The organism is Pseudomonas sp. MAG002Y, from assembly GCF_019400845.1.
GTDB classification, from domain to species: Bacteria; Pseudomonadota; Gammaproteobacteria; order Pseudomonadales; family Pseudomonadaceae; genus Chryseomonas; species Chryseomonas luteola.
In genome coordinates this window covers 193,859-208,621 of record NZ_WOEJ01000007.1, presented here as the reverse complement: position 1 = coordinate 208,621, position 14,763 = coordinate 193,859, and the positions used below count along the sequence as shown (strand labels likewise).

The following is a 14,763-nucleotide window of genomic DNA, read 5'->3' as shown; positions in this document are numbered from 1 at the left end:
TACAGCACCTTTGGCGTGTCTGCAGGGTCGATTAAGGCATCACGCGTGCGTTCGCCTGCCCATCGGCAGAGCGTTACGACAATGTGCAAGTCGATCAATTGGAGTGCCGTCGTTTATGTCAGCGATCCCTAAAGACCCCCATCTGGACAGCTCTATCACCTTGCTCAAGGAGGGATACCGCTACATCCCTGAGCGCTGCCGTCGTTACCAGAGCGATGTCTTTCAGGCGCGCCTGCTCATGCAGAACACTATCTGTCTGTCCGGGGAGGAGGGGGCCAGGCTATTTTACGACGAGTCGCTTTTCATGCGGGAAGCGGCCGCCCCCCGTATGTTGAAAAAGACCCTGTTTGGCTTTGGCTCCATTCAAGGGCTAGACGGGCAGGCGCACCGCGTGCGCAAGCAGATGTTCATGTCATTGATGACGCCCGACAATATCCAACGACTGACGGTCCGGTACGCCGAACAATGGCAGCGAGACATTTCCGCCTGGACCGGTAATCACGAAGTCATCCTGCTCTATGCAGCCCAGTTTCAGCTCTGCCGGGTCGTTTGTGAGTGGTCCGGCGTGCCGCTGCCCGAGGGCGACGTAGCCAAGCGCCGTTCGCAGCTCACCGCTCTGATTGATGGCGCGGGTGGGATAGGGCTTCGGCACCTCAATGGCCGAAAGTCTCGCAAAGAAGCTGAAGCCTGGATTGCAGATCTCGTCACGCAGGTGCGTCAGGGTGCGTTGAATCCGGCTCCGCAAACGGCCTTGTACGTCTTCAGCCACCATAAGGACAGTGATGGTAACCGGCTTGACCCTAAAACGGCTGCGGTCGAAATTCTCAATGTGCTGAGGCCTACCGTAGCGGTTGCACGCTTTGTAGTCTTTGCTGCCTGGGCCCTGAACAAGCACCCCGAGTGGCAACAACGGCTGCGCGACGAGCCGAGCATGCTGGAACCCTTTGTACAAGAAGTGCGGCGCGTCTTTTCGTTCTTTCCCTTTACAGTGGCGCGTGTTCGCAAGAACTTCGAGTGGAAAGGCTATCCCTTTACCAAGGGAACTCGCGTTCTGCTGGATCTCTATGGCATCAATCACGATGCGAGAATCTGGAAGAACCCTGAGCGGTTTGATCCTGAGCGTTTTCTGACCTGGGATGAAAACCCGTTCGGTTTTGTCACTCAAGGCGGTGGCGACCATCATCAGAACCATCGCTGCCCCGGTGAGTGGATTACGATCGAGCTGCTAAAGGTGGCAGTCAAGGCGCTTACGCAGTGGATGCGTTATGACGTACCCCCGCAGGATCTTTCGATCGATATCACGCGTATTCCAGCTCTCCCGGAAAGTCGTTTTGTGATCAGCCATGTGCGGTCGGTGGTACGTGAGTCTGCGGAGAGGGCTCAATGAGCGAAGGCTAAGGCTCAGCATTCGTACCTTTAGCGCCTGTGCGCCATTGCAACGGCTGTGGATCAGCAGCGCCTTGGCCTCATAAAAAGAAGCCTCGCATCAAGCGAGGCTTCTTTCAGCTACCAGCGCGGCGGGGGGCCGTAATAGCCAGGTGGCGGGCCATAGTAATAATGTGGCGGCGGAGCAGGAGCTACGCGTACAACCTGGGTCTCGTAATAGACAGGCTGCGCCGGGTAGTAAACCACCTGTGGCGGGGGCGGCGGTGGAGCCGCCTGTACGTAGACAGGCGCTTCAGCTGCGCGTGAGTTAGCCACAATCGCTCCGCCAACGACTGCCCCGACCACGGCCCCGAAAATGGCAGGCCCTGGGCCATGTCCGCCGTGAGCGGAGGCCTGGCCGGCCGCTGCGAGGCAACCTAGCAGAAGCGCAACCTTGGGTATTTGACGAATCATGAACGTCTCCTCCTCAAGAGCCCGGCTATATAAAAGAAACCGGCCATTCAATAAAACAACGAAGCGCTGTAAAGAAAAAGAGGAGGAAGGTAAAGGTTATGTAAGGACCGTTACGAGCAGATGGATGGTGAATTATTAAATGGAAAGCGGCTGCCCCCGATTAGCCAGCCGCCTGGACGTTACGATTACTGGCTAACCGTTGCGGAGTTGCCTGTTCCTGTTTGCTGGATATAGGCCTGGCTCCAGGCGTTGGTCTGGTTGAGCTGAATTTGGTTTACATCGCCGGTTTGGGTGATGGTAGAGAGCAGGAAGTCTCCGCTCTGGGTGGTACTGACGAGGTTGTCATTCCCTATCTGCGTAATATCTACCCCTCCAATCGTACCGTTCTGGGTAATGTTGACTTCGTTGTTGTCTCCCTGGCTGATCAAGGTTGCGCGCTGGTCCATACCGTCCTGGCTGATATTCAATTCGTTGTTGATGCCGGACTGAGTCATGGCCTGCGTATTGTTCCTTCCAGCCTGCTCGCTGGTCATGACGTTATTGTTTTCATCTTGAGCGAGTCGAAGACCGTTACCAAAGCCGGACTGCTCAACCGTTATGGTGTTATTCGCATCATACTGGCCGGTCCAGAGTTCATTATCAAATCCCTGCTGGCTGGCATTCACCACGTTCGAATCACCGCTCTGCCCAAAAAACATCGTTAGATCCGAGCCGTATTGACCGCCCATGAAAGCGCCTTGCTGACTGGCATTCACCGTGTTGTTGCTGCCGTAGGTATAGGCTTCAGCCAGGTTGTTTGAGCCCGCCTGGGTAATGGATGCGGTATGTCCAGTGCCCTCCTGATAGACCGTAACGGTAGAGTCGGTCGTACCGATCTGCTGAACAGCTACCGTGTGGGCATCACCGCCTTGAGTGACAGTAATCGTACTGGTTGAAACGTCATCCTGTCCTGCCAGTACCGTATTGTTGCTGCCGTTCTGGTCAGTGGTGATGCTGCTCTCTTCGGCATAGGCCTGAGTTGCTCGGCTTAGGTTGGCGTTGCCAGCTTGAACCTGCTCTATCGTGCTGTTGTTACTGTTTGTCTGTTCGGCAATAGCCTGATTGTCATCGCCGGTTTGCGTCTGCGTCGCCGTGTTGTAGGTTCCGGCGCTTTGGTTGAGGGTTACTTCGTTGTTATTGCCTTCCTGAGTTAGTGTGGCCGAATCGAATGCTGCCATGGCCGAAAAGCTGGTCAGAGCAGATACCGCCAGTACAAGAGGTTTCAAACTGAACATAGAGACTCTCTCCTTGATCGTTGATAACGTCCATGCACGGATCGCCCGCACTGCCTGCCCCTCGGGACGCCAGCCTGGAGTTTCGCCCTAACGCTCATGGCAATCAGGCAAAACGGGCCAAGTCTCTCTGTCTGGTCGTGAATAGGCTATCGCCCAAAAGATGGTTTATTGGTCGCCAACGTCGTCTATCAGGATTAAATCCTGCTCTATTCTGTTTGATTTATCTGGTTCGATCAGTCTGACTATAGATCTATGATTTACCGTTCGTCAGGCGTACTACTTGAAAAAAGCGAGAAGGTTCCTATATGGAATCCTGCAGGGCGCCGAAGTCGGGCCTTGCGTTGAAACTTGCTGATGACTCAGGAGATTCCCTATATGAACACTGCATTCTCTCTTGCTCCCTTGTTCCGCCATTCCGTTGGTTTCGACCGCTTCAATGACCTGTTCGAATCCGCGCTGCGCAACGAGTCGGGCAGCTCCTACCCACCCTATAACGTAGAAAAGCATGGCGACGATCGCTATCGCATCGTGATTGCGGCTGCCGGCCTTGCCGAAGACGACCTTGAGCTTGAAGTAGAGCGGGGCGTATTAACCGTGAAAAGCGGCCGTCGCGAGAAGAACGCCGACAGCGTGACCTATCTGCACCAGGGCATCGCCCAGCGTGCCTTCAAGCTGTCCTTCCGCCTGGCTGACCACATTGAGGTGAAGGGCGCGAGCTTGAAGAATGGCCTGCTCAACATCGATCTGCTGCGTGAAGTACCGGAAGAGGCTAAGCCCAAGCGCATCGCTATCAACGGCCACTTGAGTGCCAATGAAAAGCCTGCGCTGGAAGGGCAAGCCGCCTAAGCACAGCAGCGATAAGGCACTAGAAAAAGGGGATGTCATGAGCATCCCCTTTTTGTATGAGACGTCTTAAAAAAACCTGTTTCCATTTGGTGCGTCTTTATCGGCATGCTCAGCCGCGATAGACGCAGGCAATAAAAAGCCCCGATTGCTCGGGGCCTAGGGTCGGGCAGAAAGAGAGGGAAACTGCCAGACCCGCCTTATTATCGACCGGAAATATGCAGACTTGAATAGCGGCAGGATGCCAGGGCCTTTAGCTTGCGCTGGCTGCGTTTGCCTTCAAAAATGTAGGTAAAGCCGATAGCCATCAGCAATACACCCTCGATAACGATTTGAAGGTCCTCTGGCGCAAAAAACAGGCAGAAGGATCCAACAACAAAGAGTATCAGGCCGAGACAGTAGAACACTTTTCTATCCTTAGGCAGCGTCTTAGGCTACTCACGAATGAGGCGGCAGGTCACGTCACTGCCTGGTATCTACGGTATCGGCTAACTCCGGTTAGCCTTTAGTCTGAAATGAGCGGTAATTGCATAGTGCGAATAATGCCCAGCTGCCGATGGAAAGGTCAGCCTTCGGTAACATCCAAGAGGCGCTGAAGCCCTTCAAGATCGTCGTCAGACAGCTTGCCTTTAACATCGCAGGCCCTGTATTCCACACGCTGGCCGGACGCAACGTACTCGAGCGCTTCCCGGGTCACGGGCGTCGTGAAGTCTTCGCCGTAGATGTCACGAAAGGTGTTGAGCTTGTATTTGCCTTCCATTTCATAGAAGACCTTGCCGTCAATCGTCCAGCGAGCAAAGCGGCAATCGCCAAAGCGGGCTTCGTTGCCAATGCTGGACAGCTTGGCAATGTATGTTGTGATCTTACCGCCTGAGCTTGTTGTCGCCTGGCTAGCCGATACGGTAAACACCAGATCGTTGGCAGATTTATCACCCGTCCAGATTACGGAGCGCCGCTCTCTGAACTCGTCATTCTCATCCGTCAGCTCACCTGCATGGACGGCCAGGGAAGCCAGGCATCCTGCTATGGCGAGTAACCAAGCCTTGTATTTCATTATCCAACCATGTCGTTAGTAGCGCCTGCCATGGTGCAGACTGTGGAACATTAAAAATATCAAAATGCCATTGTATCGCCTTATTTCTAACAGTAGCTGATTTTAGGCAATAAAAAAGGGCTAGCCGTTTGGCTAGCCCTTGATGCTTGGTGGAGGCGGGGGGATTTGAACCCCCGTCCGCCAGCTCTCCGCTCTTGGCGCTACATGCTTAGCCCAATCTACTAGAGTTAACCCTTAGCGGCCCGATGGGCAGGGCGCTTGGGGCGATCTGTATAAGTTTTAGCCGTTACGTCTACAGCGAACTTGGCGGCGATCCTGTTCTGTCTGACAGTCGTTTCGGGTTTACAGGCATCCCCTAGCGACTGCTAGCCGCGTTAAGCAGCTAGAGCGTAGTTGTCGTCGTTGGCAACTATAAGTTTGCAGCAGCTAATTTACGAGGTCTGCTACCAGCTCGGCATGCTCCTCAAGTTTTGTTACCGGCGTCGAATCCTAATCGCCCCCTTGATGAGTACTGCTCACTGTATAAATGAACAGCCGAGTTGTCAAGTGCCTGATAGTAAAAGGCAGAATCTGAAGAAAGCGGCTTTCCTCTTTCGGCATTTACATAGATGGGGGAGGCGATTCGTTTGTTCAAGGGCAGGTGAAGTTTTATTTTCACCCTATGGTTTAGCGTGGCTACCGACTCGCTGCCAGAACTGTTTTGTAGTGGCGACAGGCTATTTTTATACGGTTGGTTAGGGAGTCGCCCCGGCCTCCAGTAGGTCATAACGCCTATGACCCTTATGGAGTAACCCGCATGACTCAGACGAACAAACCTCTGGCGGTGGTAACAGGTGCCTCGAATGGCATAGGGCTGGAGCTGGCACGGCAATTCGCTCAGAACGGCTTCGACCTGCTTATCGCGTCGCGGGGCAAAGGCCTGGATGAGGCCCAGCAGACATTGCAGGCCCTAGGCGCTCAGGTCGAATGTGCGGCGGTTGACCTCGCAACCTATGAAGGAGTGGAGCAGCTCTATTCGGCGTTTCGTGCATTGAACCGCCCAGTTGATGCGATTGCCATCAATGCGGGTGTAGGCGTTGGCGGCAGTTTCGTACCGGGTACCGAGGCGGAGACGACGCTGGAGAGCGAACTTAACCTCATTCAGATCAATGTGGTGTCTGTAGTACACCTTGCCAAGTTATTCAGTCGGGACATGGTGGCTCAAGGGCGAGGTCGTATGCTTTTAACCTCTTCGATCTCAGGAACCTCACCTGTTCCGTTCGAGGCGGTATACGGAGCGTCCAAGGCCTTTGTGCGGTCGTTTGGGAATGCCATTGGCAATGAGATGAAGGGAACCGGTGTGAGCGTAACGGTATTGATGCCGGGACCGACCGAAACCAACTTTTTCCACCGGGCCGGTGAGGATGATACTCAGGTAGGCTCAGGCAAGAAGAATGATCCTGTATTAGTGGCGCAGCAGGGATTCAATGCCTTGATGGCCGGGCAACCCGAGGTCTACGGGGGCGGGCCGGAAGTTGAGCAGGAAGGCGAAGGCCCCAATCGCACCGAGTCTGAGCAGGAAAAAGCTGAGCGTCATCGCCAGATGTCTGAGCCAGGCTCGGCTTAGCCGTTTAGCTTAGTAGCCGTCCCGCCTTGTCCGAGAACCTCTCCAGGCAGTGCCTGAGCCACACTGCCGTTGCGCAAGGTAATAGCACGAGCGGACGATGAGCAGATAGCATCCTATTAGGTGAGGTCTTTTGGCGCAGATGGCCAAGCCTGAAGACTGCTGGATGATCGATCCGTGTTCTGTCGCCGAGGCTGACCGGATGCGCCCTCTCTTTTGTAAATCCAGAACGACATCAATGTCACAACGATGCAGAGCGGGAGCCATATAGGGTTCTGGGTATAACACCACGTATAGGTACTGCAGGCGTAAAGCCCTTCGTAGGGCAGTGCCAGGGCAACCAAGCCAAGGGAGGTAAGCCAGAGGGCGAGAGTGTTCATAGGATTGCCGCTACTTCCATGTGGGGACGGACACGCTGACAGTGCGTTCTGGTATGACCGTAAACGCAAAATTAGTTCAGGCCGCTAGCGTGAAATGGTTCTGATAGACGTTTTTATGGCTAGAAGCGGCCGAGTGCCGGAAATCAGGCGTTTTTTCAGGCATGGTGCTTGCTATACCAATGTAAGGATGAGCAGGCACTGGCGCTGAAAGAAAAAAGCCTCGACGAGTCGAGGCTTAAAGACCATGGAGACAAGCAGAAGTAGGGGTGAACTGCTTGCTAAAAGGTTATCGGAGCTTTTCCGGCGTGCTTTAAGCCAAGCTGATGGATGGTTTGAAATTCTCGGGAAGTCCTTGAATTTATCAGCTATTACTTGAAAGGTGCAGGCTTTGCCCCGCCCGTTCGCAGTGCTGACAAAGGAGTGTCACTGAGGTTGTGCTGAACGTTCACCTAGATGCTCAAGATGATAGGTAAGTATTCATGACTGACAGGATATTGGTTGTGTATAGCCAGGCCCTGGCCTCTGTGTTTGGAGCAGCCCTGAAGCTAGGTGTTGATACCGACACCATTGCAGAGCAGGCCAAGCTCGATGTCATCAGCTCAGACAAGTGGGTTTCGGCTGATCTTGTCGGGGATGTGCAGATGGCCATCGAGGATGCGTTAGTCGTTGCGAAGGTTGTAGGTCGCAAGCGCTAAACGCTTCTGGTGTGCCTCAGGTGATAGCTGGCTATTTATTAAGGAGTGAACGTTCAAAGCTGCACGGGCAGTTCAAGAGAGTTCTCATGCGCAAAGAGTTTGCAGTTCTATTGCTGGCATCGTCGTTATCCTGGTCTGTTCATGCCGAGCTTACACGCGCGGATCAGTCGCTTTACAACACCCAGCCTCAAAAGGCCAATACGAGCCAGAATCTGAGCAAGGCCGATCTTGCCTGGCATGCTAGCAAGACATTTGGCTTTGATTGCCCTGAAGTCGTCAAACATAAGCCAATGCTGGGCAGCCACCATTCAATCATCACCTGTAGCACCGGCGCTCGGCTCAAGGTCCATCCATTATCGGATAGTCGGCCTGTCATGACTCTGGTAGTCAGCTCGTTCTGATCGGGACTTTTCGGCACTCTTGCCTGGAGCGTGACTCCAACCTTCAGAACGTACTGTTGTTCATACAGGGCGACAGATGTTGGATAGAGGTTGTCCATTGGACAATCCTAATGCTTGGAGGAAACGAGATGGCTGCCGATTACAGTCAAGGGCGCTACCTGGTATTTGGATACGGCGACAAAGCCGTTCAGATTGGTCTGATTGATAATGACGGCTTTGTACGCGCTTCGGATGATCAGGGTAGGTTGATCTACCGCATCGAGGGCGAACAGGTGTATGACATGGACGACAATTACCTGGCAGACATTGACGAAGGCACAGCGGTAACAGCTAAAGGTGAGCGCCTGTTTACCATCCAGGCAGAATGAGGCGGGGCTTTTGTAAACGCCCCGGCAGTGGGTAATCAACCTTTCTTGAAGTGCAGCTCGTAGTCAGGATCGACAAGGGGTTGCAATCCACTGGCTTTGATCAGCTCGAATGAAGCATTGGAGCTGATGTACTTGATGAACTGGCGGGCCTCTTCAGGATGGGGTGTGTCAGGTGCCATGCAGGCGGTGTATAGCGTCATCTTCTGCGCCTGATCGGGTATGAGTCCTACGATATCGACGCCCTGCAAAGGACTCAACTCGCTGACCTGTTCCAGACCGATTTCCGCCTCACCCCGGGCAATGGCGTCGCCCACTGACTCGTTCGTGATTCTTTTCAACTTGGGCGCAATTCGCTCCTTGATACCCATGAGGTTGAACAGAACATTTTCCAGATACAAACCGCTAGCACTCTCGGAGTAGGCAATTGATTTGGCATCCAGCAGAATCTGTTTGAATTCTTCCATGCTTGTCATGGCCGGATGGCTTTGGCCGTGGGGGACAGCAAGCGCAATATAGGATTTTCCGAAATCAGCGCAGCTGTCTGGATCGATATGACCCTGCTGCTGCAGTTTGGAAATGGCCATGCGGTCCAGCAAAAAGACATCGGCCCGCTCACCTTCGGCCAGTCGACTAGGAATGGTGGTGGCATCGTTGCCACGTGCCGGCGCTACATGGCTGACAAGCTTTCTGCCAAAGGTTTCTTCATAAACAGGGCCGATTTTTTCGACAACGTCCAGAGCACCCTTAGCGCAAAACAACTGAAGTGCAGGGGGAGGTTGCGGCACAGGGCGAGCGGCCGCATGCACAGAAAGGCTCGCCGCGGTTAGGGCGAGCAGGAAAGCGGAAAAGATATTTTTCATAAGCCGAGCTGATCCCGCCGAGCACAGGGCAGAATCGCTTCCTTTTACAGGTAAACACAACCGGAGGCGGGATATTACGTGAACAGGGCGCTTATGTGGGAGGCAAAGGACGAGGTGTACGGCAGAATGCTGACAAAAACATTAAGGCCATAAACAACAAAACCCGCACAAGGCGGGCTTTGCTGGTCTAAACAGAGTTAGACCGGGATACTGGTCGGAGCGACTGGATTCGAACCAGCGACCTTCTCGTCCCGAACGAGACGCGCTACCAAGCTGCGCTACGCTCCGAAAGATGGCGCGCATTTTACCTAAAAACATTTTAGAGACAAGGTTTTAGGTGAAATTTTTTGCGTACCCTCTGCAAACCTTTACAGTTCCTTGATGGTGCGGACCTGATCTTTATTGATGCGGGCAGGCTTGCCGTCCAGTTGTTCGAACTCATAGAAGCCCGAGTCATCGTCGTACTTGGGTGTATCTACCGCCTGGATCTCACGCCCGTCGTTCAACGTGATCACTGAAGGCGTAGAGCAACCGGCCAGGACGGTAAAACCAAAAGCCAGTAAGCAGGCAGGTAGAATCCGGGTTCTCATGTGCAGTCTCCTTTTAAACGCACGTTTAACAACATTCTGACCTATCACTTCCCGCCAGGTTCCGATGAAAGGACAAGCAGGCTGTGTTCATCATTTACATTGGCGAGACGCTGATCATGCTCTGCAATCATTAGCGCCCGGGCACCCAATGGAATGAATACACCCCGGGGGCTGCGCTCGCCTGCCTGCCAGGCTTCTTCCACTCGATCTTTCAAGCGGGTAGGAATAAGTGAAAACAAGGGCTCCCAGAAATTTCCCTGACGCACCATGACCGGAGCATCAGGTGCCTCCTGTGCGCAGCGGTGTAGCTGGGCAAGCAGATCACGATCAATGCGCGGAGCATCGCACGGCAGAAGGATCAGCCAGCGATGACGAGCTGCCCTGAGCCCTGCACGGATACCGGCCAGCGGGCCGGGAAAGTCGGGCTCGGCATCATTGACGATCTGATCGGCGTACCGGGCGTAGCGCTCGGCATTACGGTTACAGGAAATAATGAGGTCATCTGTCAGGGGGCGGACCACCTTGTGCATATGCTCGATCAGCGGAAGGCCATGCCATTCCACCAGGCCTTTATCCCTTCCACCCATACGCTGACCACGGCCACCGGCAAGCAGAAGAATGGAGCAGTCGGAAAGGCGTGTGGTCATGGGAACGTCCAGGCTCGAATACGGGCCGTCAGTGTAGCGCGGCTTGGCTCTATGTGGCGGGGCGACGGTTTGTCTCTGTCTGGATCGCTACGTGGTAGTCCTGCCTGTGATATAAAAATGTCTCTTACCTGCCGTTTTGGATGATTGTTATGAGCTCTAAGGCCGATGCGGTCTTTATACCGCTGAATATTGCCGTTCTGACTGTCAGTGATACCCGTACCTTCGAAACCGATACATCGGGACAGTTGCTGGTTGACCGTCTGACCGAGGCGGGACATTTTCTGGCTGCACGCGTACTGCTCAAGGATGATCTCTACAAAATCCGCGCTCAGGTAGCCAACTGGATTGCCGATGATACCGTCCAGGTCGTTGTCATCACCGGGGGCACCGGTTTTACCGGCCGCGACAGCACACCGGAAGCGGTAGCCTGCCTGCTGGACAAGCAGGTCGATGGTTTTGGTGAATATTTCCGTCAGATCTCTGCGACAGACATCGGTACGTCCACGGTTCAGTCCCGTGCGCTGGCAGGTTTGGCCAACGGTACGCTGGTCTGTTGCCTGCCGGGTTCGACGGGTGCCTGCCGTACAGGTTGGGACGGCATTCTGGCTGAGCAGCTGGACAACCGTCATCGTCCCTGCAATTTTGTGCCGCATCTGAAGAAGGCCGAACCCTGCGGACCGCGCGGATGAGTCTGTTACCTATTGAGGAGGCATTGGCCCGTCTCCTGTCGATGGCTGATGCCGACGCGATCACCGAAACGCAACGTGTGACTCTGGCGGAGGCCGAGGGGCGCGTTCTGGCCCGGTCCGTGATAGCGGGGCTCGATCTGCCGCCATGGTCCAACAGTGCCATGGACGGATACGCGCTGCGCTTTGAGGATCTTCAGGGCGAACCGCTGCCTGTCAGTCAGCGTATCTTTGCAGGGCAAAGCCCGCAGCCGCTCACGCCGGGCACCTGTGCACGCATCTTTACCGGGGCGCCCATGCCCGAAGGTGCCGATACGGTGGAGATGCAGGAGAACACCGAGGTCTTGGATGACGGGCGCATTCGCTTTGTAGAGACGCTCAAGGCAGGCAAAAACGTTCGCCTGAAGGGTAACGAGACGCGCCAGGGCGATACGGTACTGGACGCTGGCAAGCGACTGGGACCGATCGAGCTGGGTATTGCGGCGTCGTTGGGTTGCGCGGCTCTTGATGTGTTCAGGCGCCCCCGGGTAGCGATCCTGTCGACCGGCGATGAGCTGGTCGAGCCAGGTAAGCCGTTGGGGCCGGGACAGATTTACAACAGTAACCGTACGGTGCTGGCGTCCTGGCTCAAGCGTCTGGGCTGTGAGGTGATCGATGCGGGCATTCTTCCGGATGATCTGGAGCGTACCCGTGAGCAATTAGCGCAGCTGCACTCGGCGGACCTGATCCTGTCGACCGGCGGCGTGTCGGTAGGCGAGGCGGACTTCCTGGGCCAGGCCTTGCGTGAGGCGGGTGAGCTGACCCTCTGGAAGCTGGCGCTCAAGCCAGGCAAGCCGCTCACTTGTGGTCGTTATAACGGCGTGCCGGTTATCGGGCTGCCAGGCAACCCAGCGTCTACATTGGTGACGTTCGGGCTGCTGGCGCGTCCTTATCTGCTGCGTCGGATGGGCGTTCAGGATGTTGAGCCCCTCAAGCTAGAAGTGGCAGCAGGGTTTAATTGGACGCGCGTGGGCGAGCGACGCGAGTACCAGCGGGCGCGGCTTGAAAATGGCCGGGTCGTGCCTCATCGCGACCAGGGGTCCAATGTCCTGCGTACGGCGGCATGGGCTGACGGGTTGGTAGAGGTACGTGAAGGAAGAACCATCGCCGAAGGTGATCTTGTGGGCTTCATTCCCATGAGTGAGCTGATTGGCTGAAGTCTTGCCGACCTGGGAACGCATCGGCTTTCCCAGGTCGGTTTCAGAGCGGTTGCTTCATCACAAATCAAGTCGCTCCCAAGGAACGTGGACCCGTTGACGTAGTCCTACTGACACTCGACTTTGCTGGGTGCTCTGTTCATGAATGTTCCTGTCACCGTCTCCGATTCCAATGAAAAAACACTGCTGATTCTCAATGGTAATCAGGCCACCAATGACGATGTCCGCGCAGCGGTTGAGGCGCGACGTGCGACCGGCAAAACGGTCGATGTCCGAGTCACCTGGGAAAATGGCGATGCGGCCCGTTTTGTTGAGGAAGCAGTCGCTGCAGGTTATACGCATCTGGTAGCAGGCGGAGGCGACGGTACGCTCAAGCTGGTGGCCGAAGCCTTGGCTCGTACGCGCTCCGATGCGTCGTTGGCCCTGATGCCCCTGGGAACTGCCAATGACTTTGCCCGGGCGGCGGGTATTCCAGCTGATCCTGCCGAGGCACTGGCGCTACTGGATACGCCAGCGCAACCCATCGATCTGATCGAAGCAGACGGCGAGATGTTTCTCAATATGGCCACCGGCGGGTTTGGTTCACAAGTGACGGCGAATACGTCCTCGGAACTCAAGCGCGTACTGGGTGGCACGGCTTATCTGTTGACAGGCCTTACGCGCTTTGCGGAAGTGCGCTCCGCCTATGGTCGTTTCGAAGGGCCGGATTTTGAATGGGAAGGCGAGTTTCTGGCCATGGGGATTGGCAATGGTCGGCAGGCCGGCGGCGGCCATGTGCTGTGCCCGAATGCAGTCGTCAACGATGGCATGCTTGATCTGACTATTCTGCCCACGCCACAGGATCTGATGGGAACGTTGGGCTCCTGGTTTTCAGGCGGGTTCGCCAGCGAGGATCTGTTCATTCGTACCCGGTTACCCTGGGTTGAGATTTCCGCCAGCGAAGGGGTCGATATGAATCTGGACGGCGAACCCATGCACAGTACAAAGGTACGTTTTGTGGTGCGCTCTGCCGCACTGAATGTCCACCTGCCAACGGATTCCGTTCTACTCGGGAATCCGTCGACCCTGCTGGTGACGTCCGACCCGGTTTCCTGATCCAGATCGTGCGCAAATGGGTTTCAGGCAGTAAGGTGGAAGGACGATCCTGGAGCCGAACATGGATATCTTAATCAATACCTCAATCGTGCTGGGCACCGTGGCCTTTATGGAGTGGTTTGCCTGGTACGCACACAAGTACATCATGCACGGCTGGGGATGGGGCTGGCACAAGTCCCATCATGAGCCGCGCACCGGTTGGTTCGAGAAAAACGACCTTTATGCCGTTGTATTCGCCGGCCTTGCTATCGCCCTGATTTATTTCGGCACGTCCGGTTATGGCCGGATCGAGTGGATGGGTGTCGGTATGACGGCGTACGGGCTGTTGTATTTCATCGCTCACGACGGCCTTGTCCATCAGCGCTGGCCTTTCAAATATGTCCCGCGTCGCGGATACCTGAAGCGGCTCTATCAGGCACATCGCATGCATCATGCCGTGGATGGAAAGGAGGGATGTGTCTCGTTTGGCTTCCTGTATGCGCCATCAGTGACCGCGCTCAAGAAGCAGCTGCGTGATCTGCATGACGGCCCGCTCAAGAAGCGGCGGTTCGATCAGGAGTAAAGCACCACGCAAAAGCGCGCCAGAAGGCGCGCTTTTTTTATTCGGTTCAGAGGGTTCAGGCAGACAGGGGTTCGTATGCCGGAAACAACGAGTGGGCGAAGCGACTGTGATCGATTTCAGTGCGAAGCAGGGAAATGAATTCCTGGGCTTGCGTGCCCAGAAGACCGGCTTCGGCATTGCTCAAAACATGCTGCTGCTCTTCGGCTGACAGTGCCGTAAAAAGCTGCTGATGCGTTTGTTGACTGTAGTGATTCAGATCCGCAAGCCCGGCACGTACCAGATCACGTAGCGGCTGACGACCCTGAGGAAGTTTGGCAGGTGCATCGGTGAAAGGGTCTTGCAGACAATCCAGGTCGCCGTGCGCATAAGGCGACAACATATGCTGATCAATGAAAATAGGCAGATCGACCAGGGATTCATTGGTACCTTGATTGGTCGTGGCAGTCAGGCGTTCGCAAGCTGCCTTGAGCAGCGCCCATTCGCTCTCGTTGAAAAATTCCGGTTTGTAGGTATGCGATCTGTCCGGACTGGCCGTAGTGTGTGCACTCGGCACAAGCGGGATGATCGAGAAGAGCGAGGTCGGTGCGTTTTGTAGATCTCTTGGAACAGCCGATTCCGTCTTGTGCATAAATATATCCCGTACTTGACTACTGTAGAGCGACTTAAAGTA

The 14,763-nt window shown here is 55.1% G+C and carries 18 protein-coding genes, 1 tRNA gene and 1 other RNA gene; 10 read left to right on the top strand and 10 right to left on the bottom strand.

Annotated features, from left to right (window positions below):
* The first annotated feature begins 115 nt into the window (after window positions 1-115).
* On the top strand, window positions 116-1,387 hold the full coding sequence (locus tag GM154_RS12480) for a cytochrome P450 (protein WP_219652416.1): 1,272 nt from the start codon (window positions 116-118) through the stop codon (window positions 1,385-1,387).
* Between the two features lie 119 nt (window positions 1,388-1,506).
* Here GM154_RS12480 and GM154_RS12475 read toward each other — a convergent pair whose 3' ends face one another.
* Window positions 1,507-1,839, bottom strand: coding sequence for a hypothetical protein (locus GM154_RS12475; RefSeq protein WP_219652415.1), 333 nt, complete (start codon window positions 1,837-1,839; stop codon window positions 1,507-1,509).
* A gap of 185 nt (window positions 1,840-2,024) precedes the next feature.
* Window positions 2,025-3,113, bottom strand: coding sequence for a hypothetical protein (locus GM154_RS12470; RefSeq protein WP_219652414.1), 1,089 nt, complete (start codon window positions 3,111-3,113; stop codon window positions 2,025-2,027).
* A gap of 375 nt (window positions 3,114-3,488) precedes the next feature.
* On the opposite strand from GM154_RS12470, the gene GM154_RS12465 reads away from it, so the two are divergent.
* Window positions 3,489-3,959, top strand: coding sequence for an Hsp20 family protein (locus GM154_RS12465; protein ID WP_219652413.1), 471 nt, complete (start codon window positions 3,489-3,491; stop codon window positions 3,957-3,959).
* Between the two features lie 200 nt (window positions 3,960-4,159).
* Here the strand turns inward: GM154_RS12465 and GM154_RS12460 are convergent, their stop codons facing one another.
* The 3 genes from GM154_RS12460 to ssrA form a co-directional block, all read right to left on the bottom strand.
* Window positions 4,160-4,363 (bottom strand): hypothetical protein, encoded by a 204-nt coding sequence (locus GM154_RS12460; RefSeq protein WP_219652412.1) that lies wholly within the window; start codon window positions 4,361-4,363, stop codon window positions 4,160-4,162.
* Between the two features lie 158 nt (window positions 4,364-4,521).
* The gene (locus tag GM154_RS12455) at window positions 4,522-5,010 is read right to left on the bottom strand and encodes a hypothetical protein (protein WP_010795039.1); all 489 of its coding nucleotides are present in this window, start codon (window positions 5,008-5,010) and stop codon (window positions 4,522-4,524) included.
* Between the two features lie 147 nt (window positions 5,011-5,157).
* Window positions 5,158-5,511: a transfer-messenger RNA gene (gene ssrA / locus GM154_RS12450) on the bottom strand.
* Window positions 5,512-5,806: 295 nt separating this feature from the next.
* On the opposite strand from ssrA, the gene GM154_RS12445 reads away from it, so the two are divergent.
* The 4 genes from GM154_RS12445 to GM154_RS12430 all read left to right on the top strand — a co-directional run bounded on the left by GM154_RS12445 (window position 5,807) and on the right by GM154_RS12430 (window position 8,457).
* Complete coding sequence (locus tag GM154_RS12445) at window positions 5,807-6,616, top strand: SDR family oxidoreductase (protein WP_219652411.1); 810 nt, start codon at window positions 5,807-5,809, stop codon at window positions 6,614-6,616.
* A gap of 856 nt (window positions 6,617-7,472) precedes the next feature.
* Window positions 7,473-7,688: a hypothetical protein gene (locus GM154_RS12440; protein WP_010795032.1), complete on the top strand. Its 216-nt coding sequence runs from the start codon at window positions 7,473-7,475 to the stop codon at window positions 7,686-7,688.
* An 86-nt stretch (window positions 7,689-7,774) separates the two neighbouring features.
* On the top strand, window positions 7,775-8,089 hold the full coding sequence (locus tag GM154_RS12435; RefSeq protein ID WP_010795031.1) for a hypothetical protein: 315 nt from the start codon (window positions 7,775-7,777) through the stop codon (window positions 8,087-8,089).
* Between the two features lie 128 nt (window positions 8,090-8,217).
* Entirely contained in the window at window positions 8,218-8,457 is a 240-nt protein-coding gene (locus GM154_RS12430) for a hypothetical protein (protein ID WP_010795030.1), read from the top strand.
* 35 nt (window positions 8,458-8,492) lie between these two features.
* On the opposite strand, the gene GM154_RS12425 is transcribed toward GM154_RS12430, so the two are convergent.
* The 4 genes from GM154_RS12425 to mobA form a co-directional block, all read right to left on the bottom strand.
* Window positions 8,493-9,317 carry a substrate-binding domain-containing protein gene (locus tag GM154_RS12425; protein ID WP_219652410.1) on the bottom strand — a complete coding sequence of 275 codons (825 nt, stop codon included), beginning with the start codon at window positions 9,315-9,317 and terminating at the stop codon, window positions 8,493-8,495.
* Between the two features lie 211 nt (window positions 9,318-9,528).
* Window positions 9,529-9,605 (bottom strand) — tRNA-Pro (locus tag GM154_RS12420).
* Between the two features lie 80 nt (window positions 9,606-9,685).
* The gene (locus tag GM154_RS12415; protein WP_010795028.1) at window positions 9,686-9,907 is read right to left on the bottom strand and encodes a YgdI/YgdR family lipoprotein; all 222 of its coding nucleotides are present in this window, start codon (window positions 9,905-9,907) and stop codon (window positions 9,686-9,688) included.
* 44 nt (window positions 9,908-9,951) lie between these two features.
* Window positions 9,952-10,554: a molybdenum cofactor guanylyltransferase MobA gene (gene mobA, locus GM154_RS12410; RefSeq protein ID WP_219652409.1), complete on the bottom strand. Its 603-nt coding sequence runs from the start codon at window positions 10,552-10,554 to the stop codon at window positions 9,952-9,954.
* 149 nt (window positions 10,555-10,703) lie between these two features.
* On the opposite strand from mobA, the gene moaB reads away from it, so the two are divergent.
* From moaB to GM154_RS12390, 4 genes are all read left to right on the top strand, one after another.
* Window positions 10,704-11,243 carry a molybdenum cofactor biosynthesis protein B gene (moaB, locus tag GM154_RS12405; protein ID WP_219652408.1) on the top strand — a complete coding sequence of 180 codons (540 nt, stop codon included), beginning with the start codon at window positions 10,704-10,706 and terminating at the stop codon, window positions 11,241-11,243.
* Window positions 11,240-12,436, top strand: coding sequence for a gephyrin-like molybdotransferase Glp (gene glp, locus GM154_RS12400; protein ID WP_219652407.1), 1,197 nt, complete (start codon window positions 11,240-11,242; stop codon window positions 12,434-12,436). The genes moaB and glp overlap by 4 nt, the downstream gene beginning before the upstream one ends.
* 141 nt (window positions 12,437-12,577) lie before the next feature.
* On the top strand, window positions 12,578-13,531 hold the full coding sequence (yegS, locus tag GM154_RS12395) for a lipid kinase YegS (RefSeq protein WP_219652406.1): 954 nt from the start codon (window positions 12,578-12,580) through the stop codon (window positions 13,529-13,531).
* A gap of 61 nt (window positions 13,532-13,592) precedes the next feature.
* A complete protein-coding gene (locus tag GM154_RS12390; protein WP_219652405.1) occupies window positions 13,593-14,093 on the top strand; it encodes a sterol desaturase family protein in 501 nt (166 codons plus the stop codon).
* Between the two features lie 55 nt (window positions 14,094-14,148).
* Here GM154_RS12390 and GM154_RS12385 read toward each other — a convergent pair whose 3' ends face one another.
* Window positions 14,149-14,721: a gluconate 2-dehydrogenase subunit 3 family protein gene (locus tag GM154_RS12385; RefSeq protein ID WP_219652404.1), complete on the bottom strand. Its 573-nt coding sequence runs from the start codon at window positions 14,719-14,721 to the stop codon at window positions 14,149-14,151.
* Window positions 14,722-14,763 lie beyond the last annotated feature (42 nt).